Source organism: Arthrobacter oryzae, assembly GCF_030812315.1.
Classification (GTDB): Bacteria; Actinomycetota; Actinomycetes; order Actinomycetales; family Micrococcaceae; genus Arthrobacter; species Arthrobacter oryzae_B.
Genome location: NZ_JAUSSM010000003.1, coordinates 376,560 through 397,620 on the forward strand (window position 1 = coordinate 376,560; position 21,061 = coordinate 397,620).

Sequence of the window (21,061 nt, forward strand, 5' to 3'; positions counted from 1 at the left end):
TCTGCAGTCGGGGGGATGCGCCGTCGTCGAACGGCTTGACTCCGACGCTGCTCCCGGATGGTCGCCCTAGCCCCGGTCCCTGTCCCGGATCCATCGCCTGATGACCGCCTCAAGCGCCGGCTTCTTGGCCTCAAAATCCGCCGCATCGAGGAAGCGCGCAACCCTGGACACCTCGCCGTCGCCTTCCAAGAGTCCCAGCTCGTCCGGCAGGGAGGCGCCGGTGTGGAACATAAGCGTCACGTTTTTCTTCGACTTGGGGAAGAAGGAGGCGATGTTGCCTTTGTACATAAAGGTGGGCGCCTGCCATTTGATGGCCTCGGTCACGGCCGGGTCGACCGCGAGGATGAAGTCCCGGATGCTGGCCACCAGGTCCCGCTGCGGGTTGTCATAGTTTTGGAACCACTCATCAACGGCAGGGTTGCGGTTCGTCCCCTTTTCCGGCTTGTCCATGCGTACAGACTAGGCCCGCGGCGTCCGGCCCCAAGCCGACGGCGCGGGGCCGGCCCGCGTCCTACCGGACTGCTCCCACCGCCAGGTGCTGCACCCGTCCGTCCACGAACGTGGCCAGAACCTGCGCATCAGCCAGGTCGTCCGGCGCAGCAGACAGCGGATCGACGTCGAACACCGTGAAATCCGCGCGCTTGCCGACGGTGACGGACCCGGAGACCACCCATTCCCCCGCGGCCCTGGCAGCATGCGACGTGTAGCCTTCAAGCGCCTGCAAAGCAGTGAGGGCCTGGCCCGGAACGACCGGCTGTTCGCCCGGGCGGCCGGCCCGCCGTCGTAATTGCGCGTCCGCCAGGATGGGCAGCGGTTCGAACGGGGCGATCGGCCAGTCGGAGCCGAGCCCCAGGGTGGTTCCCGCCGCACGGAGGTCCGCGCACCGCCAGGCGTTGTTCGCGCGTTCCGATCCCAGCCGCGTGGACCAGTTGTCGCTCTGGTCGGCGCGGGAGTAGTGGGTGCAGTGCGTCGGCTGCATGCTCGCCACCAAGCCCGCCCGGGAGAACCTCTCAATCAGGGCGTCCGGGACGGTTTCGAGGTGTTCGATCCGGTGCACGGCCTCCGGTGCAACCGACCGCACCGCGGGAGGCAGGGACTCGAAGGCGTCCAGGACAGCGGCCACTCCGGCGTCGCCGATCGCGTGCGTGGCCGTGGGAATCCCGCGGCCGGCGAAGAAGCGCACCGCCGCCGCGTACTCCTCCGGGCGGGGCCAGAACGGGGCCACCGACTCCCCATAGACGTCGGGATCAAACAGCCACGCCGTGCCGTTGTCCACCGTGCCGTCAACGAACAGCTTGATGCCGGCCACCTCCCAGCGCTTACCGCCCAGTCCGATCTGCTCCGCGAGCCGGCGCCAGTCCTGCTCGCCGCTGCCGGGCATGCACCACGGTGATATCCGCAGGCGCAGCGGGAGGCCGCCGTCCAAGTCGTTTTCGAGGGCACGGTAGAGCTCCAGTGAACCCTCACCGCAGTCCATCACGTGCGCTCCCGTGAGCCCGGACCGCGCGAACAGCGTGAAGAGTTCCGCCAGCCTCGCCTTCCGCTCGTCGAAGGACTCCGCCGGCATCAGATGCGCCACGAGCTCGACGGCGGCGGCCTCCAGCAGGAGCCCCGTGGGCCTGCCGCTGGGGTCGCAAACGACTTCCGAAGCCTGCTCGAACGCCCGCGGTCCGGTGACCCCCGCCAGTTCGAGTGCCCGGGAACTGGCCAGGGCGGAATGCCCGTCGAAGAGGCGGATGAGGCACGGCCGTCCGGAGACGACGTCGTCAATCAGCTCGCGGTGGGCGGCGGCGGATCCGAAAACATTCGGGTCCAGGCCCCAGCCCCGCACCCAATCCCCCGAGGGGACCGCCTCCGCTTCGGCGCGCAACAGTGCGCGCACCTCGGCAAGGTCCTTGGCGCCGGACAGGTCGCAGCCGCGCGTCAGTTCCAGGCCCAAGACAGGGTGGATGTGGCAGTCCACCAGGCCGGGCGTCAGCACGGCGGCACCGAAGTCGATGACCTCCGCGGCCGGCCAGCCCGCGGCATCCTCACGGCTTCCGACGGCGGCAATCACGCCGCCCTGGACGGCCACGGCCTGTGGCGCGGGGCGCCCGGGCGTCCAGTCCTCCATCGTGTGGACGGCGTCGGCCAGGATGATCAAATCAGGATTCATGGGTTTCGAAGCTTCCAATCTGCGCGAAGGTCTTGGGACGGTGGCGGCGCACCCAGCGGGCTGCCAGGAGCCCGGCGATGAAGACGAGGGGCGTCACCAGGATGAGGATGGTGTTGGTCAGGGCGTCGGCGAAGGTGAGCAGCTCGATGTTCAGGCCGATCAGCAGCACCACGCCGAAGAGCAGGATTGCCGAGGCCAGGCTGAGCGGCACCATCAGTTTGTGCGTCGCTGCGGCGGGATTCCGGCGCAGGTAGAGGAAGGCCGCAACCGAAACGAGCCCTTGAAGCCCGACGATGCCGAAAATACCCGGCGTGTTCACCCAGATCAGCAGCTGCTGGTACGGGTCGGCGTTGAGCAGGGCGCAGATGGTGATGACCACGGCGGCAAGGACCGTCTGCAGCTGGCCGGCGCGGTGCGGGGACTGGAATTTGGGATGGGTACGGCCGAGGAAGGCGGGCAGCACGCCGTCGCGGGCCAACATGTAGACGTAGCGGTTGATCGCGTTGTGGAAGGCCAGTTGCGAGGCGTAAACGCTGGTGACGATCAGAACGTACATCACCACTTCGGCCCACGGACCCACATAGTGGTTGATGGTCTGGAAGAACATCCCGCCAGCCAGGTCGCCTGCGGCTTCCACGACGCGGTCTTCGCCATAGGCCTGGACCACGGTCCAGACGATGAAGGCGTAGAAAACGGACATAAAGCCGACGGCGATGTACATGGCCCGCGGCACGGATTTGTCCGGGTTGCGGGCCTCGGAGCGGTAGAGCACCGTTGACTCGAAGCCCATGAAGGCGGCGAAGCAGATGCCAAGAATCGCCAGGACGCCCGGGCCGAACGCGTGCTCCGGGCTGAACGAACCCACGCTGATCCCGTGGGCTCCGCCGCTGCCGAGGATGCCCACTCCCATCACGGCGAGGATGCCCGTCTCAGCGACCAGGAGCACGCCGAGCACCTTCGCACCGACGTCGATCCCCCGATAGCCGAGGAACCATACGGCAGCGACGGCGGCGAGCGCGATGGCCGGCCAGGGCACCTCGAGTCCGAACAGCACCTTGAACATGTCGTGGGTCTGGACCGCGAAGAGGCCGTAGACGCCGATCTGGAGGCAGTTGTAGGAGACGATCGCCAGGATGGCGGAGGCGAGTCCCACGGTCTTGCCCATGGCCAGTGAAATGTACGTGTAAAAGCCGCCGGATGCCTTGACGTGGCGGGTCATGGCCATGAAGCCGATGGCAAAGAGGGTGAGCACGATGCCGGCCAGGAGGTAGCCGGCCGGGGCGCCGATTCCGCCCACGCCGATGGCTACGGGCGCCACGCCCGCCATGACGGTGAGCGGGGCTGCTGCCGAGATAACGAGGAAGGCAATGCCGCCCGTGCCCAGGGCGTTGCGCTTGAGGGAGCCGTCCGCGGACGACGTCGGTGGTCTGGTTTGGGTATCCGGCACTTGTCCGTCCTTTCTGGGAGCCCTGCTAAACGAAAGGCTTTCGTTTATTATGGAGGCGTGTGGCGCAGAGCACAATAGTTTTCCCAAAACAGCGTCACGGAGTCCCGCCGACTAGGCTGGGCAGGACGTACAAGAGCTGCAGTCAGGAGAACCCATGGGGCGCCCGCTCCTCCCGCTGATATCCGTGGAGGCCCTCACCACGGCCGCCCTGGAGCTGGTTGATGAGAGCGGCGACTTCAGCTTCCCGAAACTGGCCAATAAGATCGGCGTTAGCCAGTCCTCCATCTATAACCACGTCAGCGGCAGGGACGAGATCCTGGAACTCCTGCGCCACCGGATCATCACCGAAGAGCCCTACTCTCCGGTGGACCACAGCGACTGGGAGGCTGCCCTGCGGGTCCTGATCCGCGCCTACCGGGACGCGTTCGCCCGCCACCCGCGGCTGGCGCCGCTGCTGGTCCTGCAGTCCATCACCGATCCGGAGGTCATCGGCCTCTACGAGGACCTCGCGCTGGCTCTGGAGGGTGCGGGATTCCGGGGCCGGGACGTGGTGGCGGCCATCTCCACCATCGACAGCTTTGCCCTCGGTGCGGCACTGGACCTGGCGGCTCCGGAAGTTGTCTGGGACCCGCCCGGGGAGGGCTACCCCACGCTCAAGCGCGCACTCGGCAATGCCGGACCGTCAGCGGAGCGTGGCGGGCACGCCTTCGACTTCGGCCTGGATGTGATCATCGGCGGACTACGGGCGAAGCTGGCCGGGTAACGCCGCAGCGGGCGAAGCTCAGCTAAGCGGCGGTGCCGGGCTGGAAGCGAGGTTCCGGGCGGCCGGGCCCTGGACGACGGTGCCGTCGGTGCTGAACCGGGAACCGTGGCACGGGCAGTCCCAGGTCACGTCTGCCGGGTTGAACTCGACGGTGCAACCCAGGTGGGTGCAGACGGCCGACACGGCGCTGAGGTTGCCCGCCGGACTGAGGTAGACGGCGGTCTTCGCCCCGTCCACATCCACTACCTGACCCTCGCCCGGAGCGATAACAAGCGGGACGGCAGGCGCCTCCGGCGACGCGGGAGGCTGCCCGGACTCTGTTTGCTCACCGTCCGTTGGCTCACTGTCCGTTGGCTCACCGCCTGCCAGCTCACCGTCCGTTGGCTCACCGTCTGCCTGCGCCGCACGCCCGTCGCGGACGCCCCGCGTGCTGTCAAACACTGCCGCCCATGGGTTGGACCGGCCGCACAGCGTGTCCCGGAGAATCAGGGCTGCGGCGGTGCCGTTGGTCAGGCCCCATTTTCGCAGTCCGGTGATCACGTGAATGTGCCGGGAGTCCGGAGACATTGGCCCGACGTAAGGCAGCCCGTCGGCAGGCATGGCGTCCTGGGTGGACCAGCGGTAGACGATCTCGTCGGCGCCCAGGCGGTCACGGGCGAACGAGCTGAGCCTCCGGTACCGTTCGGCCGAGTCGCTGCGCTCCGACGCGGGATGGCCTTCGCCGCCGGTAAGGACATAGCTTGTGCCATCGAGTTCGATGGTCAGGATGGAGCGCATCGGCTCGTCAAGGCTGAGGAATGTGGAATCCAAAGGGGGTAGGTCGCTGCGGGCGGCAACGATGTAGGAGCGGTGCAGGTAGCATCGCTCGGCGAAGATTCCCCGGTCCTCGATCGGCATATTGGTCGCCACGATGATCTCCCGGGCCCGGACCGATCCCCGCTCCGTGTCGGCCACAGCCGGCGTCCCGTCCCGGAATCCCGTGGCAGGCGACTCCTCGAACACGAAGCTGCCATCTCCGTCCACGGCTCGGGCCAGGCCCTGCACGTACCTGAGCGCGTGGATCTGCGCCTGGTCGCCGAAACGGACCGCCCCCTTGACGGCAAAGGGCAGCGGCACTTCGGTGGTGAAGGACGCGGGGAGTCCAAGCCTGGCGGCCAGTGCAGCTTCCTCCCGGACGAGATCGAGCGTGGCCTCCGATTCGGCGTAGGTGTAGTTGGATACCCGCCGGAAGCCGCAGTCGATGCCTTCTTCCGTCACTGTGCCGGCCACATGCTGAATCGCGGCTTCGTTGGCCTGTCCGTAGATGCGGGCCGCCTCGGCACCGTGCCGGCCGGCGAGTTCCGTGTAGGCCAGCCGGTGCAGGGAGGTGACCTTGCCGGTGGTGTTTCCGGTGACTCCGGTGCCCACGCGGGCCGCCTCCAGCACGGCCACCGTCTGGCCGGCCCGTTTCAGGGCCAGCGCAGCGGTCAGGCCTGCGATGCCGCCTCCGATCACGGCCACATCCACCTCGAGGTCCGCGTTGAGGGCGGCGTAGCTCGTGGATGCACTGGTGGCCGCCCAAAGGGAGGCGAACTTACCTGCTGGCTGCTCACTCACGGTATCCGCCTTCCACGCAGTTGGGCTTGCCTGGGCCGGGTTGTCAGTCCCCGGTGGTCTTCGCCGCTTTGGCAGCGGCCTTGGCGGCCTGCTTGCTGGCGCGCACTTTGCTCAGCGATTCCGGATCGACGATGTCGGCGACGGAGAGGAAGGCGTCCTTCTGGCCGTAGTGTCCGGCGGCCTCGCGCCAGCCTTCCGCTTGGAGACCGCACTGCTTCCCGAGGAGCGCCAGGAAGATCTTGGCCTTTTGCTCGCCGAATCCCGGCAGGGCCTTGAGCCGGCGCAGCACGTCCGGCCCGTCAGGGCTCCCCTGCGTCCAGATGGCTGTGGCGTCCCCGTTCCAATCACTGTGGACGGTTTCGGCGAGGGCCTGGACACGTCCGGCCATGGATCCCGGGAAGCGGTGCACGGCCGGCCGCTCCTTGAACATCTCGATGAAGCCCTGCGGGTCGTACCCGGCGATCTCCGCGGGATCCATGGATCCGATGCGCGTCCGGATCTTCTCGGGACCGGCAAACGCCGACTCCATGGTCACCTGCTGGTCCAGCAGCATGCCGGTGAGCAGCGCAAACGCGTCATCGCTGAGTAGTTTGTCGGCGGCGGGGTCCCCTGTGATGTGCAGTTCCATGCGTCCTATCCTGCCACCCGGCCCGGCGCGCGTCATGGGGTGGCGGCCGCGTCGAAGCTAGGGCGCTTGTGAACGGCCCTTAATCCGCCCACGCAGCGCGGCAACACCCCACACCGCCAGCAGGACAGCCACGAGCAGCAGCCCGGCGTCGCCGAGGTCCACTGCGCCCAGCCAGGTGGTCAGGGGATCCTCCAAACCAAAGGCCGTATTGAGGAATCCGCCCAGGGTGATGGCCGAGATGAACAGGGCCGACACGGCCGAGATGCCGGTGATCAGGGTGTTGAAGCCGAGCTTCCGCTGCGGATTGTGGATGGCGGATCTGTACATGCGCATCATGGCGACGCCGTTGGTGGTGTCGAAGAGCGTCATGGCCGCGGTGAACGCCAGCGGAAGCGCCAGGAGGGCCAGCGGGGACACTCCGGCGAGGGAGGCCGCCGTCGTCATCACCAGTAGCCCGATGGTGGTGGCTGTATCGAAACCCAGCCCGAACAGGAAGCCGATCACGTAGATGTTCCGCGGCCGCTGAACCCGGGACAGCGGCTTGGCCAGCAGGCGCGCCACGAATCCTTTCGCTTCAAGGTCCCCGTCCTGCACTTCTCCGCCGCCCTGCACGTTCCGGTACGCCTGCGCGGCGCGCAGGAAAGCCGAGCCGTTGAACAGGCCCATCGCCAGCAGGAACAGCCCGGAGACGCCGCTGCCGATCAGGCCCAGCACCAGGTTTCCGGTGGTGCCGTCCTCCATGAACTGGCCCACCATGGCTGCACCGCCCACCACCAGGATCCCTGCCAGGATCACCACCGAGCTGTGCCCCAGGCTGAACGCGAACCCGACGCTCACGGGATCCTTCCGCTGGGCCACGAACTTCCGCGTCGAGTTGTCGATGGCGGCGATGTGGTCCCAGTCGTAGCTGTGCTTGATGCCGGCCAGGTAGGCGGTGAGCACCAGGCCCAGGGCCAGCGGCTGTCCGCCCGCCGCCGTTCCGGAAAGGAGAAGTACGACGGCGGCAACATGCAGCGCGGCTACCGCCCCAAACGCGAAGAGCATCCGGGTCCGGAGCGGCAGCTGCTCGCGTTCCCGGTACATCGCGGCGAACTGGGTCAGCGTGGTCATCAGTACTTCCTCAGGTTCAGGGGCGCCTGCCCGTGCCAGCGTTCACGCAGCAGGGCAGTGCACGCGCCCAGCAGCCGGTTGAGTTCCTCCGTGGAGTCTGACAGCGACCGCAGCACCAGGCCGGTCGTTCCGCCGATTGATGCGCTCAGGGACACGCCGGTGTAGGCGTCGTGGCTGATGGTGAGCCCATGGAGCTCGTCGGCGAGGGCCTGGTTTACGCGTTCATCCACCACCACCAGCGAACCCAGGTGGCTGCGGCCTTCCATGAACCCCATCCCGGTGACGTCGTTGAGGGGCGGCCGGATCAGCAGGTTGTCCAGCGCCAGGAGTTCGGTGCCGCCGGCTGCCTCCACGTGGATTTCGGTGCGGAGCCGCAGTTCCTCGTACCGGAACGACGCCCCGTCCGGGGACCACCCCGGCGTGACGACTTCGGCCATCACCAGGCTCGACGACGGCCGCACGGTGACGCGCGTATTCTGCCGGTAACTGGCCTCCCGGTAGGCGATCAGCTGGTCCGGAGCCAGCTCCAGCTGCGCCCGCTCCCCCAGCCGCAGGGTCATCCGCTGCTCGGCAAACGACCCCGGAGTCCGGTAGATCTTCGTGGCGGACTGCGTCGTCAGCACCAACGCCGCCCCGTCACCAACTTCCACATCGATGACATAAAGATCAGCCCCAAGATAGGCCCCACCAGGGTTCACAACGACATAACAAACCTGCCCGGACTCATCGAGGTAATGCGGCCGTAAAACCCTCAAGGCGCCCCGATGATACTGATGCGCGGCCACGGACCTGGCCCCGCGATGCTCGATGCGCAGCTCGAGCTCCCCCATCGGCGACTTCACGGCAGGGGCGGCCGCAGTCCCCAGAGCCGCCGTCGTGCTCACGATGCCAGGTCGAGCATCAGGACGTCTCGCCGCACCCAGTCGATGACGGCGTCGAGCCCTTCGTCCGTTTTGAGGTTGGTGAAGCAGAATGGCTTCTCGCCCCTGAATTCGCGCGAGTCCCGCTCCATGACTGAAAGGTCCGCTCCGACATGCGGGGCGAGGTCGGTTTTGTTGATGATGAAGAGGTCGGACTTGATCATGCCCTGGCCGGCCTTGCGCGGGATCTTTTCGCCCTGTGCCACGTCGATGATATAGATCGAAAAATCGACGAGCTCGGGGCTAAACGTTGCGGAGAGGTTGTCGCCGCCGGATTCTACGAAGATGACCTGTAGGTCGGGGTGCCGTTTCTTGAGCTCCTCGATGGCCGCGGTGTTCATGGACGTGTCTTCGCGGATCGCCGTATGCGGGCAGCCGCCGGTTTCGACGCCGATGATCCGGTCCTCAGGCAGGATTCCGTTGGCGGCCAGGATTTTGGCATCCTCGATCGTGTAGATGTCGTTGGTGATGGCGGCCATGGAGATTTCGCGGCTCATGTGCCGGGTGAGCCGCTCCACGAGCTGGGTCTTGCCGGCGCCAACCGGTCCGCCGATGCCGATCTTGATGGGTTCAGACATTCTGTCCTCCTGCTAGCTCATGAACATTCGGGCACGTTGATGCTCGTGCCGCATCTGCGAAATTTCCAGTCCGGGGCTGACCGCCCCGAAGTCGTCCGGTGCCAGGCGGGCGATCCGCCCGACGGCGGCAGCGACGTCATCGGCCGCTTTCCGCAGCAGCCGCTGGCCGGCGTTCTGCCCCAGCGGGATGGCGCGGACGGCGTTCTGGGTCAGTGAGGTGACCGCTGCAAAAAGGTACGCGGCGAGCGCTTCGGTCAGCGGAACGCCCAGGGAACGGGCGACGACGGCGAACGCCAGCGGCTGGTGCCCGGCGGCGCGGCCGGTGGTCACCAGCTCCCGGTATGCCGCCAGTTCCGGGGACGGGAAAACCTCTAAGCCGATCTCCAGCAGCCTCGTCCCCATCTTGATGCTAGCCTCCCGCAGCTGCCGCGGCAGGAGCTGTGCCGTCAGCAGCGAATCCAGCCCGGCAACAGGGACGCCCTCATACAGGAAACGGATGGCAAGCCCGTCGGAATAGGAAAGCTGCTGCCCCACAAACGCGGAAAGCCACACCCCAAAGCTCGCCTCATCATGGACCAGCCCGCGCTCAATGTATGTCTCAAACCCCAGCGAGTGCGAAAACGCCCCGGTAGGAAGCGCAGAATCGGTGAGCTGCTGCAATGCCAACTGGTAATCGCTCACTGAACCGCCGCCGCGTCAGTGCGAGTGTTCGGCATGGCGGAAGGGGACGGGCATCACGCGTTCCTGGCGGTCGTAGGGCACTCCGACGTGTTTGAGGTAATCCTCCACGGTGTGGTCATACTGGCACACCATGACTTCGGCACCGTACTCGGAGGCGGCGTCGAAGAACTGGGCCTGCAGGTGCCGGTTGCCGAGCGAGTGCGCCACCACCCCCATCTCGTGGATGGTCCGGGGCGCCACCACCAGCACGTCGGTGGGCAGTACGGACACCACGATCATGCTGGTTTCGGCGATGTGCAGGATGTCGCCGTCACGGAGGTCCCCGGATCCGGACGGGAGCCGGATGCCGAGCTCCTTGCCGTGGTCCGTGGTGACGCGCTGGATGCGCTTGACCAACTGGGCGCTGGTCAGCACCACCTTCTCCTGGTGCAGACCGGCGAAGGCCCCGGCCTCCGAGGCCGGGATCTCGTGCAGGTTGCCGAGGATTTTCTCGATGATCACGTGGGGCTCCGGGGGTCGGGAACTTAGAAGAGGAAGTAGCGCTGGGCCATGGGCAGCACGTCCGCCGGTTCGCAGGTGACGTCCTCGCCGTCCACGGTCACTTTGTAGGTCTCCGGGTCCACCTGGATGTCCGGGGTGGCGTCGTTGTACTTGAGGTCGGCCTTGGTCAGCGACCGGATCCCCGACACGGGCCGGATGACCTTCTGCAGGCCAAGCTCTTCCGGCACCCCGGCGTCGATGGCGGCCTGGGACAGGAACGTGATGGAGGACTGCTGCACGGCCTTGCCGAACGCGGCGAACATCGGGCGCATGGTGCGCGGCTGCGGGGTGGGGATGGAGGCGTTGGCGTCGCCCATCAGCGCGTAGGCGATCTGCCCGCCCTTGAGCACCAGTTCCGGCTTGACCCCGAAGAACGCCGGGTCCCAGAGCACCAGGTCCGCAAACTTGCCCTCCTCGACGGAGCCGATGGAGTCGGCCATGCCCTGCGCGATGGCGGCGTTGATGGTGTATTTCGCCACGTAGCGCTTGAGCCGGAAGTTGTCACTCTCCGCACCGGAGCCAGTAGGAGCGCCGTGCGTTCCACCGGCAGGGTCCTTGAGGACCCCCCGCTGCTTCTTCATCTTGTCTGCCACCTGCCAGGTACGGGTGATCACCTCGCCCACCCGGCCCATGGCCTGCGAGTCGGAGGAGGTAATGGCGAAGACGCCCATGTCCTGCAGGACATCCTCCGCCGCGATGGTCTCGGCACGGATGCGGGAATCGGCGAACGCCACGTCTTCCGGGATGTCCGGGTTGAGGTGGTGGCACACCATGAGCATGTCCAGGTGCTCCTCGATGGTGTTGCGCGTGTACGGCAGCGTGGGGTTGGTGGAGGCGGGCAGGACGTTGGGGAGTCCGGCGATCTTGATGATGTCCGGGGCGTGGCCGCCGCCGGCTCCCTCGGTGTGGAAGGTGTGGATGACCCGGCCGCCGATGGCCCGGATGGTGTCCTCCACGAAGCCGCACTCGTTGAGGGTGTCGGTGTGGATGGCCACCTGGACGTCGTATTCGTCCGCAACCTTCAGCGAGTTGTCGATCGAGGAGGTGGTGGATCCCCAGTCCTCGTGGACCTTGAGCCCGATGGCGCCTGCTCGGATCTGCTCGGCGAGCGGTTCGACGGCGGAGGCGTGACCCTTGCCGAACAGGCCGATATTGATCGGCATGCCTTCGGTGGCCTGCAGCATCCGCTGGATGTGCCATTTCCCGGGGGTGACCGTGGTGGCCTTGGTGCCTTCGGCCGGCCCGGTTCCGCCGCCCACCATGGTGGTCACGCCGCTGGCGAGGGCGGTGGGCACCTGGTCCGGGGAGATGAAGTGAATGTGCGTGTCCACGGCGCCGGCCGTGAGGATCTTCCGTTCCCCGGCGATGATTTCGGTGCTGGCGCCGATGACGATGTCCACGCCGTCGGTGATCTGCGGGTTGCCCGCCTTGCCGATCTTGAAGATGTGGCCGTCCCTGAGCGCGACGTCGGCCTTGTAGATTCCCGTGTAATCCAGGATGACAGCGTTGGTGATCACGGTGTCCGGAACGTCCTCATCCCGCAGGACCTGGCCGTTCTGGCCCATGCCGTCGCGGATCACCTTGCCGCCGCCGAACACCACCTCCTCGCCGTACACGGTGAGGTCCTTTTCGATTTCGAGGAACAGTTCGGTGTCCGCGAGGCGGATGGCGTCACCCGTCGTCGGGCCGTACAGGTCCGCGTACTGCCTGCGTGTCAGCTCAAAACTCACGTGGCCTCCCCCTTCGCTTCTTGCCGGGCCTTGCCCGGATCCAGCGCGCCGTTGACCGCGTTGCTGAGGCCGTGAACCTCGCGGCTGCCCGCCAGTCCGATCAGCCGGACGGTCTTGCTGTCCCCCGGCTCGAACCGGGCGGCGGTGCCGGCCGGAATGTCCAGCCGGCGGCCGTATGCGGCCTGGCGGTCGAACTCAAGGGCGGCGTTCGCTTCGGCGAAGTGGTAGTGCGAGCCCACCTGCACGGGCCGGTCACCGGTGTTAACAACGGCGACGTCGACTGCCTCGCGTCCGGCATTGACCACCACAGGCGCTGAGCCCAGAACATACTCACCCGGAATCATGGCCTGCCCCTATCGGATCGGATCGTGGACGGTGACAAGCTTGGTGCCGTCCGGGAACGTGGCCTCGATCTGGACGTCGTGGATCATTTCGGGCACGCCTTCCATCACGTCGTCGCGGCTGAGCAGGGTGGTGCCGTAGCTCATGAGCTCAGCGACGGTGCGGCCGTCCCGGGCGCCCTCAATCAGTTCGTAGCTGATGATCGCCACGGATTCAGGGAAGTTCAGCTTCAGGCCGCGGGCCTGGCGGCGCCGGGCGAGGTCTGCGGCTACCACGATCATGAGCTTTTCCTGCTCACGGGGCATCAGATGCATCAGAAAATCCCTTCAACGGCCCGGCTCGGTCCTATGTTTATAGACCCGGAGGATCGGGCTTAGCCAGACCCGCCGGAGCGCTCCTGCCAGAGCACCTACGACTATGGTTCGTGACCACAGTAGGCCGGTCAGGTTTCCGTGAGATTTCCGGGGTCCGTCTCCCGGTTTCGGGGATGCGGGGAGACGGTGTGGCGGCGCTTAGCCTTCGCAGTCAACGCAATAGGCGTGGCCGTTCTTTTCGCGGGCGATCTGGGACCGGTGCCGGACCAGGAAACAGGAGTAGCAGGTGAATTCATCCTGGGCCTGCGGGATGACCTGGACCACCAGTTCCTCGGCGACGAATTCCCCGCCGGGAACCATGCCATCGTCCAGTGCGTCGGCCTCATCCAGCTCACGGACAACGCTGCGTGCATCAGGGGCGTTCGCTGACTGGAGCGCTTCCAGGGAGTTGTCCTGGGATTCCTTGACGTCGGATCGTACTTCGTCGTAATCGGTTGCCACTTAGGGGGTTCTCTTTTCTAATGTTCTTGTCTGACGGCAATGCAACATACACCATCGCGCCCTTATTCCCTGCCAGTAAGACAGACTGCGTCGGAGATACGCGGGGGACCCGTCAAGTTTAGAGTGCATTCCTGCCAGTTAAGTACAGGCGCCTTAAGTACAGACGATGGACGTCCAGGAACCTCAGTTCAGGCCGCGGGAGGTCAGGCGGCAGGCGCCGCCGTCGAATCCCTGACCACCAGTTCGGTTGCCAGTTCAACGTGCGTTGATTCCAGGGTTTCCCCGTTGGCCAGCCGAAGGACGGACCGGAGGGCAGTCCGCCCCATTTCCTGAAGCGGCTGCGCCACGGACGTCAGGCGGGGAACTGACTGTTCGGTGATGTCGGTCCCGTCGAAGCCCACCAGGCTCAGCTGTTCAGGGACGCGGATGCCCTGCAGGCGGGCCTGGTCCAGGACGCCGAGCGCTATCGCATCGTTACCGGCGAAAATTGCGGTGGGCCGGTCGGCGAGGGCGAACAGCTGGCGCGCGCCCGCGACGCCAAAGTTACGCAGGAACTGGCCGGTCACGATGTAGTCCGGATTCGCCGGGATGTTGGCGGCACGCAGGGCCGCCAGGTAGCCATGGAGCCGGGCAACACTGCATTCGGCAGCCTCAGGGCCGCCCAGGAACGCAATTTTCCGGTGCCCGAGCGCGATTAGGTGCTCAGCGGCGGCCTTGCCGCCGGCCCAGTTGGTGGCACCGACGCTGACGAACCCGGACCGGGGCGGATTGAGCGGGTCGATGACCACCACGGGGATGTTCCGGCGCCGGAAGGATTCCAGCTGGCCGGGCGTGACTTCGGATGTCACCAGGATGAGTCCCTTGCGGCCGGCATCGAAAAGCCGCTGGGACCATTGTTCGTGGTCCGTGTTCTGCAGCTTGTCCGGAGTCACGCTGCTGAGGACCACCTCTGCGCCCTCCTCCGCGGCGCAGCCGACGATCCCGGACATCACTTCCAGGGAGTACGAACTGTCCAGCCCGTCAAAGACCAGGTCCACGAGGGCCGGCCCGGCGGACCTGACCCTGCGCTGCATCGGCGACTCGTAACCCAGCTTGGCCAGGGCCTTCTGGACGCGGGCACGGGTCGCCTCTGCAACGTCGTCGCGGCCGTTGATGACCTTGGAAACGGTGGGAGTGGACACCCCGGCAAGCGCCGCGACGTCGGCCAGGTTCAGCTTGGCCTTAGGTGTCTTCGCAGGCATTCCAGCAACTTTCTCGAAAAATTTCGGTAGCTGAAGTCTGCACTAGCCGAGGCACCTCCGTCAAGATTCGCCCGAAAACCCTTGACGCAGGGCCGCGATCGGCGCTAACTTCTATCTCAGTAAACGAATTAGTTGCGAAATATTTCGAAACGTTCCGAGTCCCTGCTGCCGCCCGACCGGCCGGCACCCACCCAGCGCCGCAACGCCGCGGCTCTTTTCAATGGAGATCAGAATGGAAGCACGCCTTTCCTCACGCAGGTCATTCCTTGCCCTTGCGGCCCTCACTCCCCTCGCAGCCTGGACAGTGACCGCCTGCGGCACCTCGGGCCCCGGTACGGCGCCCGTCGGCGGCGCCACCTTCTGGTCCCTGACCGGAGAACCCAATGAGTCCATCCGGAAAAAGAGCCTGGACGCTTTCAATGCGGCCAATCCGGACTCCAAGGTCGTGGCCACCGCCTTCCAGAACGATGCCTACAAGACCAAGATCAAGACGGCCATCGGCGCTGGCCAGGCTCCCACCATCATCTATGGCTGGGGCGGCGGAACGCTGAAGACCTACGCACAGGCGGGCCAAGTGGAGGACCTCACCGGCTGGTTCGACGCGAATCCGGACGTCAAGTCCCGGCTCTTCCCGTCTTCCTTCGGCGCCGCCACCGTTGACGGCAAAATCTACGCCGTGCCCACGCAGACGGTGGCACCGATCGTCTTTTACTACAACAAGGAACTCTTCGCGAAAGCCAATGCCCAGCCGCCCAAGACCTGGGACGATCTCCTGGCCCTGACCAGGACCTTCAATGACATGGGGATTGCGCCTTTGTCGCTCGGCGGCCAGTCGCGCTGGACGTCCATGATGTGGCTGGAGTACCTGCTGGACCGCATCGGCGGGCCTGAAGTCTTCCAGGCGATTTTCGACGGCAAGGCCATGGCCTGGTCCGATCCGGCAGTGCTCGAAACCTGCGCCAAGATCCAGGAACTGGTCACGGCCAACGGATTCATCAAGGGATTCTCCTCCATCACGGCGGACAGCAACGCCGACCAGGCGCTCCTGTTCACCGGCAAGGCGGCCATGATGCTGCACGGAGCCTGGACATACGGCGGGATGAAGCACGACGGCGGAACCTTCGTCCAGGACGGAAAGCTCGGCTGGTTCGACTTCCCCACCATCAGCGGCGGCAAGGGCGATCCCCTGAACACCGTGGGCAACCCCGCCCAGTACCTCTCGATCTCCGCCAAGGCCAGCAATGCGGAAAAAGAAGCGGCTAAGAAGTTCTTCAAGGACGGCCTGCTGACCACGGATGAGATCACCGCCTATATTTCCTCCGGCCAGGTGCCCATTGTGCAGGGCATCGAGGACAAGCTCGCTTCGAGCGAGGACAAAGACTTCCTGACATACGTGTACACGCTGAGCAAGAACGCCCCCAGCCTGCAGCAGTCCTGGGACCAGGCCCTGAGCCCCACCGCCGCGGAAGCGCTGCTGAGCAACATCGACCAACTGTTCCTCAAGTCCATCACCCCGGCGCAGTTCGCCGAGAACATGAATGCGACGCTTGGGAAATGAGCGCCGCCTCACTCAGGGCCCGGGGTGGATCCCTCGGCTGGATGGTCCTGCCCGCCCTGCTGTTCTTCGCTGTCTTCGCTGTCCTTCCGCTCCTGGGCGTCGTTGCCCTGAGCTTCACTAACTGGGACGGCATCGGCGCGATCAGCATGGCCGGCATGGACAACTGGCTCGCTGTCCTGTCCGACCCCGTCATGTACAACGCTGTCTGGCTGACCTTCGTGATCATGGTGGTTTCCTGGCTGGTGCAGACGCCGATCAGCCTGCTGCTGGGCACTTTCACTGCCGGCAGCCAGAAGTACCGGGCAGTGCTCGCTGTGCTCTACTTCCTGCCGCTGCTGCTCTCCTCGGCAGCCATCGCCATCGCCTACAAGGCTCTGCTGGACCCCAACTTCGGGCTGGCTGAAGGCCTCGGCCTGCCGTTCCTGGCACAGGACTGGCTCGGCCAGCCCCAACTGGTGCTGTTCCTGGTGATCTTCGTGATCGCCTGGCAGTTTGTTCCGTTCCACACCCTGATCTACCAGGGCGGTGTCCGGCAGATCCCCAAGTCCCTCTATGAGGCTGCGGAGATCGACGGCGCGGGCCGGGTGAAGCAGTTTTTCTACATCACCGTGCCGCAGCTGAAATACACCATCATCACATCCTCCACCCTCATGGTGGTGGGCTCGCTGACCTACTTCGACCTGATCTTCGTGCTCACCGCCGGCGGGCCGGGGAACTCCACCAGGATCCTGGCCCTGGACATGTACCTGACCGGGTTCCGGGCCAACCTGATGGGACCCGCCAGCGTCATCGCCGTTATCCTGGTCGCGGTGGGACTCGGCCTGGCCCTGCTGCTGCAGCGGCTGGGCGGCAAGAACTCCGGCGGCAGCCAGCTGGAAGGACTCTAACCATGAGCGTCACCCTCACCAAAGCAACGCCTGCGGCCCTCAAGCCTACGGAGCCGGCCCCCAACCGGAGCCCGGGCCGCCATATCCGGAAACTGAACCTTCCGGGCGGACTGGGCGGCTGGATCTGGCTCGCCGTCATCATCATCCCCATCTACTACATCGTCATCACCAGCTTCAAGAGCCAGGCGGGATACTTCAGCGAGAACCCGCTGGCACCGCCGTCGAACCCGACGCTGGACAACTACCGGATGGTGCTGGAGGCCGACTTCGCACGGTATTTCCTCAACAGCTCGCTGGTGACGGCGGGAGCCGTCCTGCCCACGGTGCTGTTTTCCTTCATGGCGGCCTTCGCGATCGTCCGCGGGCGCGGCCGGTTCCTGAAGCTGGTCAACGGCCTGTTCCTCATGGGCCTGGCCATTCCGCTGCAGGCCACCATCATCCCGGTGTACCTGCTCATCATCCGGCTCAACCTCTACGACAGCCTCCTGGCCCTGATCCTGCCGTCCATCGCGTTCGGCATCCCGCTCACGGTGCTGATCCTGGCCAACTTCATCCGGGACGTGCCGGACGAGCTCTTCGAGTCGATGCGCCTGGACGGCTGCAACGAATGGCAGACCATGTGGAGGCTTGCGCTGCCGCTGGTGAAGCCCGCCATAGTCACCGTGGCCATCTACAACGGCCTGGGCGTGTGGAACGGCTTCCTGCTCCCGCTGATCCTCACGCAGAGCCCGGAACTGCGCGTGCTTCCGCTGGCCCTCTGGACGTTCCAGGGCCAATACAGCGTGAACATCCCCGCGGTGCTGGCCTCCGTGGTCCTCACCACCCTGCCCATCCTTGTCCTGTACGTCGTGGGCCGCCGCCAGCTGCTGAGCGGACTCACCGCCGGCTTCAGTAAGTAGCCCGTCAATGGAGAACACACCTATGAGTACGCCGCAAAGCACAGATACCCCGCCGATCCGGGTAGGCATGGTGGGCCACGCGTTTATGGGCGCCGCCCACTCGCACGCCTGGCGCACGGCGCCACGTTTCTTCGACCTTCCGCTGGTCCCCGAGCTCAGTGTGCTCGCCGGCCGCGACAGCGACCGGGTGGCCGCCGCCGCCCGCCGCCTGGGCTGGGCCGGCACCGAAACGGACTGGCGTGCGCTGGTGGAACGGGACGACGTCGACCTCGTGGACATCTGCACCCCCGGCGACACCCACGCGGAGATCGCCATCGCCGCGCTGCAGGCGGGCAAGCACGTGCTCTGCGAGAAGCCGCTGGCCAACAGCGTTGCGGAGGCCGAAAAGATGACCGAGGTTGCCGCCGAGGCCGCGGAACGCGGTGTCTTCGCGATGTGCGGCTACTCCTACCGGCGCACCCCCGCCCTCGCCCTGGCCCGGTCCATGGTGCGCGACGGCAAGCTGGGAACCATCCGCCAGGTGCGGGCGCAGTACCTGCAGGACTGGCTTTCGGATGAGAACGCCCCGCTGACGTGGCGGATGGACAAGGCAAAATCGGGGTCCGGGGCCCTCGGCGACATCGGCGCGCACAGCATCGACGCCGCCCAGTTCGTCACCGGCCAGAGCATCACCGGCGTCTCGGCCATCATGGAAACCTTCACGAAGGAACGTCCCGTGGGCGGCGACTTCGTGGGCCTGGGCGGGAACGGCGCTGTCGGTGCCGACGTCGAGCGCGGACCGGTGACCGTGGACGACGCGGTGATCTTCAGCGCACGGTTCGACGGCGGCCCGATCGGCGTCTTCGAGGCAAGCCGGGCCGCGCTCGGCAGGAAGAACGCCATGCGGCTTGAAGTGAACGGCTCCCGCGGGTCCATCGCCTTCGACTTCGAGGACATGAACTACCTCAATTATTACGACGGCGGCAGCGGCGCCGACCCGGAGTCGCTCGGGTTCCGCCGGGTCAACGTCACGGAGGCCCACCACCCGTACACGGGCAACTGGTGGCCGGTGGGCCACGGGCTCGGCTACGAGCACGGCTTCACCCATCAGGTGGTGGACCTGCTGACGGCCATCGGGGCCGGAACCCAGCCCGCGCCGTCGTTCGCCGATGCCCTCCAGGTGCAGCGGGTGCTGGCGGCAGTGGAACAGAGCGCAGACAAGGATTCCCGCTGGACTTCAGTGGACTGACGAGAAGGAACATAACAATGACTGCTACAAAAAACGCTTTGGTGGTGCGGGGCGGCTGGGACGGCCACCAGCCCGTCGAAGCCACCGATCTCTTTATTCCGTTCCTCCGCGAAGAGGGCTTCACCGTGCGGGTGGAGGAGTCGACGGCGGTGTACGCGGACGCCGAATACATGGCCGGCGTGGACCTGATCCTGCAGTGCAACACCATGACCACCATCGAGAAGGCTGAATTCGAGGGGCTCCGCTCCGCCATCGAAGCCGGCACCGGAATGGCCGGCTGGCACGGCGGCATCGCCGATTCGTACCGGAACAACTCCGACTACCTGCACCTGATCGGCGGGCAGTTTGCCTGCCACCCGGTCAAGGACCACGGCGAGCTGCACGGGGACGCGACGGACAACTTCCGGACGTACACGGTGAACATGCTCCCCGCCGCGGCGGAGCATCCGATCACCGCGGGAATTGGCGACTTTGAACTTTTCACCGAACAGTACTGGGTGCTGTCCGACGACTACATCGACGTGTTGGCCACCACCACGCTGCCCGCCCGGGAAAAGGATGCGTGGCACCGGGACGTGGTCTCGCCGGCGGTGTGGACGCGGTCGTGGGGCGAAGGCAGGATCTTCGTGGCGACGCCCGGCCACAGCGTGGAGATCCTCAAGGACAACAACGTCCGCACCATCATCGAAAGGGGCATGCTGTGGGCCAGCCGCTAGGAAACACCGCAATGGAGTCACCGTCTGCGTCACCGCGGGAGTCGCCGCTGAGGATCGGAGTGGTTGGCTGCGGCAACATCATTGCCGCCTACCTGGCCACGTTCCCGCGGCTCACCACCGTCCGGCTGGTGGCCGTGGCGGACCTCGATTCCTCCCGCGCGGAGGCCGTAGCGGCCGGGGAACCGGGCGTGCGGGCGCTGGGCGTGGACCAGCTGCTCGCGGACCCGGAGGTGGACCTGGTCCTGAACCTGACCGTCCCGGCAGCCCATGCGGACATCGCACTGCGTGCCATCGCCGCAGGGAAGGCGGTCTACGGCGAAAAGCCGCTGGCTGCCACCACTGAAGAGGCACGCAAGGTGCTCGAGGCCGCAGCGGCCGCGGGCGTCGTCGTCGGCTGCGCGCCGGACACCGTGCTGGGGACCGGCATCCAGACCGCCCGCAAGGCGATCGACGACGGCCGGATCGGGGCGCCGATCTCAGCGACGGCCACGATGGTGACGCCCGGGCATGAGCGCTGGCATCCGCATCCTGACTTCTACTACCTGCCCGGCGGCGGGCCGCTGCTGGACATGGGCCCGTACTACGTCTCCGCCCTGGTCACGCTGCTCGGCCCGGTGGCCTCCGTGATCGGAGCGGCCAGCCACACCCGGAGCAGCCGGACCATCGGCACAGGGCCGCGCGCCGGCGAGACCGTTCCGGTCGGCACGGACACGCATGTCACAGGGGTGCTGGTGCATGAATCCGGCGCGCTCTCCACGCTGGTGATGAGCTTCGACGCGGTGGCCACGCAGTCCGCCAACCTGGAGATCCACGGCGAAACCGGCTCGCTGATTGTGCCCGATCCCAACCACTTCGACGGCGAAGTCAAGCTCCGCAGCCTGGGCGGTGAGGGCTGGGAGGTGCTTCCCGTCTCGGCCGGATATGTGGATTCAGCCCGCGGCTACGGGCTGCACGACCTCGCCCGGACTCCGGCCGGTGAGGAGCCGCGGGCCGGCGGGGAGCTCGCCTTCCATGTGCTCGAGGTGATGGAATCCGTACTGGAATCGGCAGCTTTGGGGCAGGCGGTGAAGGTGGCCAGCCGGTGCACGCGGCCCGAGGCGGTGCCGCTGACCGACCTCGCAGTTTAGCTGTATTGGACCTCGCAGTTTAGCTGTATTGGACACAGCGGCGACAGCGTGGGCAGGCACAGAGGCAACAGCTCTGGCCGCACAAAGGCTGGAAAGCGGG

22 protein-coding genes are annotated in these 21,061 nt (G+C 66.2%); 7 read left to right on the top strand and 15 right to left on the bottom strand.

Features of this window, described 5'->3' with window-relative positions:
• Window positions 1–66: 66 nt before the first annotated feature.
• From J2S97_RS08560 to J2S97_RS08570, 3 genes are all read right to left on the bottom strand, one after another.
• The gene (locus J2S97_RS08560; RefSeq protein ID WP_307048309.1) at window positions 67–450 is read right to left on the bottom strand and encodes a DUF1801 domain-containing protein; all 384 of its coding nucleotides are present in this window, start codon (window positions 448–450) and stop codon (window positions 67–69) included.
• A 61-nt stretch (window positions 451–511) separates the two neighbouring features.
• The gene (locus J2S97_RS08565; RefSeq protein WP_307048311.1) at window positions 512–2,155 is read right to left on the bottom strand and encodes an amidohydrolase; all 1,644 of its coding nucleotides are present in this window, start codon (window positions 2,153–2,155) and stop codon (window positions 512–514) included.
• A complete protein-coding gene (locus tag J2S97_RS08570; protein WP_307048313.1) occupies window positions 2,145–3,602 on the bottom strand; it encodes an APC family permease in 1,458 nt (485 codons plus the stop codon). The genes J2S97_RS08565 and J2S97_RS08570 overlap by 11 nt, the downstream gene beginning before the upstream one ends.
• 154 nt (window positions 3,603–3,756) lie before the next feature.
• Here J2S97_RS08570 and J2S97_RS08575 point away from each other — a divergent pair, with 154 nt between their 5' ends.
• Window positions 3,757–4,365 carry a TetR/AcrR family transcriptional regulator gene (locus J2S97_RS08575; RefSeq protein WP_307048315.1) on the top strand — a complete coding sequence of 203 codons (609 nt, stop codon included), beginning with the start codon at window positions 3,757–3,759 and terminating at the stop codon, window positions 4,363–4,365.
• 18 nt (window positions 4,366–4,383) lie between these two features.
• On the opposite strand, the gene J2S97_RS08580 is transcribed toward J2S97_RS08575, so the two are convergent.
• The 12 genes from J2S97_RS08580 to J2S97_RS08635 form a co-directional block, all read right to left on the bottom strand.
• Window positions 4,384–5,961 carry an FAD-dependent oxidoreductase gene (locus tag J2S97_RS08580; RefSeq protein ID WP_307048317.1) on the bottom strand — a complete coding sequence of 526 codons (1,578 nt, stop codon included), beginning with the start codon at window positions 5,959–5,961 and terminating at the stop codon, window positions 4,384–4,386.
• Between the two features lie 43 nt (window positions 5,962–6,004).
• Window positions 6,005–6,589, bottom strand: coding sequence for an HhH-GPD-type base excision DNA repair protein (locus J2S97_RS08585; RefSeq protein WP_307048319.1), 585 nt, complete (start codon window positions 6,587–6,589; stop codon window positions 6,005–6,007).
• Window positions 6,590–6,646: 57 nt separating this feature from the next.
• Complete coding sequence (locus J2S97_RS08590) at window positions 6,647–7,699, bottom strand: HoxN/HupN/NixA family nickel/cobalt transporter (protein WP_307048320.1); 1,053 nt, start codon at window positions 7,697–7,699, stop codon at window positions 6,647–6,649.
• Entirely contained in the window at window positions 7,699–8,529 is an 831-nt protein-coding gene (locus J2S97_RS08595; protein ID WP_307048604.1) for an urease accessory protein UreD, read from the bottom strand. Before J2S97_RS08595 ends, J2S97_RS08590 begins: the two co-directional genes overlap by 1 nt.
• A 50-nt stretch (window positions 8,530–8,579) precedes the next feature.
• Window positions 8,580–9,197, bottom strand: coding sequence for an urease accessory protein UreG (gene ureG / locus J2S97_RS08600; RefSeq protein ID WP_307048322.1), 618 nt, complete (start codon window positions 9,195–9,197; stop codon window positions 8,580–8,582).
• A 12-nt stretch (window positions 9,198–9,209) separates the two neighbouring features.
• Window positions 9,210–9,878, bottom strand: a complete 669-nt coding sequence (locus tag J2S97_RS08605; RefSeq protein WP_307048324.1) for an urease accessory protein UreF — start codon at window positions 9,876–9,878, stop codon at window positions 9,210–9,212.
• Between the two features lie 15 nt (window positions 9,879–9,893).
• Window positions 9,894–10,379 (bottom strand): urease accessory protein UreE, encoded by a 486-nt coding sequence (gene ureE / locus J2S97_RS08610; protein ID WP_307048327.1) that lies wholly within the window; start codon window positions 10,377–10,379, stop codon window positions 9,894–9,896.
• 23 nt (window positions 10,380–10,402) lie between these two features.
• The gene (gene ureC, locus J2S97_RS08615; RefSeq protein WP_307048329.1) at window positions 10,403–12,148 is read right to left on the bottom strand and encodes an urease subunit alpha; all 1,746 of its coding nucleotides are present in this window, start codon (window positions 12,146–12,148) and stop codon (window positions 10,403–10,405) included.
• A complete protein-coding gene (locus tag J2S97_RS08620) occupies window positions 12,145–12,492 on the bottom strand; it encodes an urease subunit beta (RefSeq protein ID WP_307048331.1) in 348 nt (115 codons plus the stop codon). The genes ureC and J2S97_RS08620 overlap by 4 nt, the downstream gene beginning before the upstream one ends.
• A gap of 9 nt (window positions 12,493–12,501) precedes the next feature.
• Window positions 12,502–12,804 (bottom strand): urease subunit gamma, encoded by a 303-nt coding sequence (locus tag J2S97_RS08625; RefSeq protein ID WP_307048333.1) that lies wholly within the window; start codon window positions 12,802–12,804, stop codon window positions 12,502–12,504.
• 198 nt (window positions 12,805–13,002) lie between these two features.
• On the bottom strand, window positions 13,003–13,305 hold the full coding sequence (locus tag J2S97_RS08630; RefSeq protein WP_104173883.1) for a DUF4193 domain-containing protein: 303 nt from the start codon (window positions 13,303–13,305) through the stop codon (window positions 13,003–13,005).
• 203 nt (window positions 13,306–13,508) lie between these two features.
• Complete coding sequence (locus J2S97_RS08635; RefSeq protein WP_307048334.1) at window positions 13,509–14,546, bottom strand: LacI family DNA-binding transcriptional regulator; 1,038 nt, start codon at window positions 14,544–14,546, stop codon at window positions 13,509–13,511.
• Window positions 14,547–14,778: 232 nt separating this feature from the next.
• Between J2S97_RS08635 and J2S97_RS08640 the strand changes: the two genes are divergently transcribed.
• Genes J2S97_RS08640 through J2S97_RS08665 form a run of 6 tightly spaced genes read left to right on the top strand, consistent with a single transcriptional unit; the run spans window position 14,779 to window position 20,961 of the window.
• Window positions 14,779–16,104: an extracellular solute-binding protein gene (locus tag J2S97_RS08640; protein ID WP_307048336.1), complete on the top strand. Its 1,326-nt coding sequence runs from the start codon at window positions 14,779–14,781 to the stop codon at window positions 16,102–16,104.
• Window positions 16,101–16,991 carry a carbohydrate ABC transporter permease gene (locus J2S97_RS08645; protein WP_307048338.1) on the top strand — a complete coding sequence of 297 codons (891 nt, stop codon included), beginning with the start codon at window positions 16,101–16,103 and terminating at the stop codon, window positions 16,989–16,991. Before J2S97_RS08640 ends, J2S97_RS08645 begins: the two co-directional genes overlap by 4 nt.
• A 2-nt stretch (window positions 16,992–16,993) precedes the next feature.
• Window positions 16,994–17,890 carry a carbohydrate ABC transporter permease gene (locus J2S97_RS08650; protein WP_307048341.1) on the top strand — a complete coding sequence of 299 codons (897 nt, stop codon included), beginning with the start codon at window positions 16,994–16,996 and terminating at the stop codon, window positions 17,888–17,890.
• Between the two features lie 22 nt (window positions 17,891–17,912).
• Window positions 17,913–19,118 carry a Gfo/Idh/MocA family protein gene (locus tag J2S97_RS08655; RefSeq protein WP_307048343.1) on the top strand — a complete coding sequence of 402 codons (1,206 nt, stop codon included), beginning with the start codon at window positions 17,913–17,915 and terminating at the stop codon, window positions 19,116–19,118.
• 17 nt (window positions 19,119–19,135) lie between these two features.
• Window positions 19,136–19,834, top strand: coding sequence for a ThuA domain-containing protein (locus J2S97_RS08660; RefSeq protein WP_307048344.1), 699 nt, complete (start codon window positions 19,136–19,138; stop codon window positions 19,832–19,834).
• A gap of 11 nt (window positions 19,835–19,845) precedes the next feature.
• A complete protein-coding gene (locus J2S97_RS08665; protein WP_307048346.1) occupies window positions 19,846–20,961 on the top strand; it encodes a Gfo/Idh/MocA family protein in 1,116 nt (371 codons plus the stop codon).
• Window positions 20,962–21,061: the final 100 nt, after the last annotated feature.

What these genes read in the sequence shown, in the direction of transcription:
- J2S97_RS08560 (WP_307048309.1), bottom strand. Translation starts at nt 450, where the DNA reads ATGGACAAGCCGGAAAAGGGGACGAACCGCAACCCTGCCGTTGATGAG.
- J2S97_RS08565 (WP_307048311.1), bottom strand. Translation starts at nt 2,155, where the DNA reads ATGAATCCTGATTTGATCATCCTGGCCGACGCCGTCCACACGATGGAG.
- J2S97_RS08575 (WP_307048315.1), top strand. Translation starts at nt 3,757, where the DNA reads ATGGGGCGCCCGCTCCTCCCGCTGATATCCGTGGAGGCCCTCACCACG.
- J2S97_RS08585 (WP_307048319.1), bottom strand. Translation starts at nt 6,589, where the DNA reads ATGGAACTGCACATCACAGGGGACCCCGCCGCCGACAAACTACTCAGC.
- J2S97_RS08590 (WP_307048320.1), bottom strand. Translation starts at nt 7,699, where the DNA reads ATGACCACGCTGACCCAGTTCGCCGCGATGTACCGGGAACGCGAGCAG.
- J2S97_RS08595 (WP_307048604.1), bottom strand. Translation starts at nt 8,529, where the DNA reads ATGGGGGAGCTCGAGCTGCGCATCGAGCATCGCGGGGCCAGGTCCGTG.
- ureG (WP_307048322.1), bottom strand. Translation starts at nt 9,197, where the DNA reads ATGTCTGAACCCATCAAGATCGGCATCGGCGGACCGGTTGGCGCCGGC.
- J2S97_RS08620 (WP_307048331.1), bottom strand. Translation starts at nt 12,492, where the DNA reads ATGATTCCGGGTGAGTATGTTCTGGGCTCAGCGCCTGTGGTGGTCAAT.
- J2S97_RS08625 (WP_307048333.1), bottom strand. Translation starts at nt 12,804, where the DNA reads ATGCATCTGATGCCCCGTGAGCAGGAAAAGCTCATGATCGTGGTAGCC.
- J2S97_RS08635 (WP_307048334.1), bottom strand. Translation starts at nt 14,546, where the DNA reads ATGCCTGCGAAGACACCTAAGGCCAAGCTGAACCTGGCCGACGTCGCG.
- J2S97_RS08640 (WP_307048336.1), top strand. Translation starts at nt 14,779, where the DNA reads ATGGAAGCACGCCTTTCCTCACGCAGGTCATTCCTTGCCCTTGCGGCC.
- J2S97_RS08645 (WP_307048338.1), top strand. Translation starts at nt 16,101, where the DNA reads ATGAGCGCCGCCTCACTCAGGGCCCGGGGTGGATCCCTCGGCTGGATG.
- J2S97_RS08650 (WP_307048341.1), top strand. Translation starts at nt 16,994, where the DNA reads ATGAGCGTCACCCTCACCAAAGCAACGCCTGCGGCCCTCAAGCCTACG.
- J2S97_RS08655 (WP_307048343.1), top strand. Translation starts at nt 17,913, where the DNA reads ATGAGTACGCCGCAAAGCACAGATACCCCGCCGATCCGGGTAGGCATG.
- J2S97_RS08660 (WP_307048344.1), top strand. Translation starts at nt 19,136, where the DNA reads ATGACTGCTACAAAAAACGCTTTGGTGGTGCGGGGCGGCTGGGACGGC.
- J2S97_RS08665 (WP_307048346.1), top strand. Translation starts at nt 19,846, where the DNA reads ATGGAGTCACCGTCTGCGTCACCGCGGGAGTCGCCGCTGAGGATCGGA.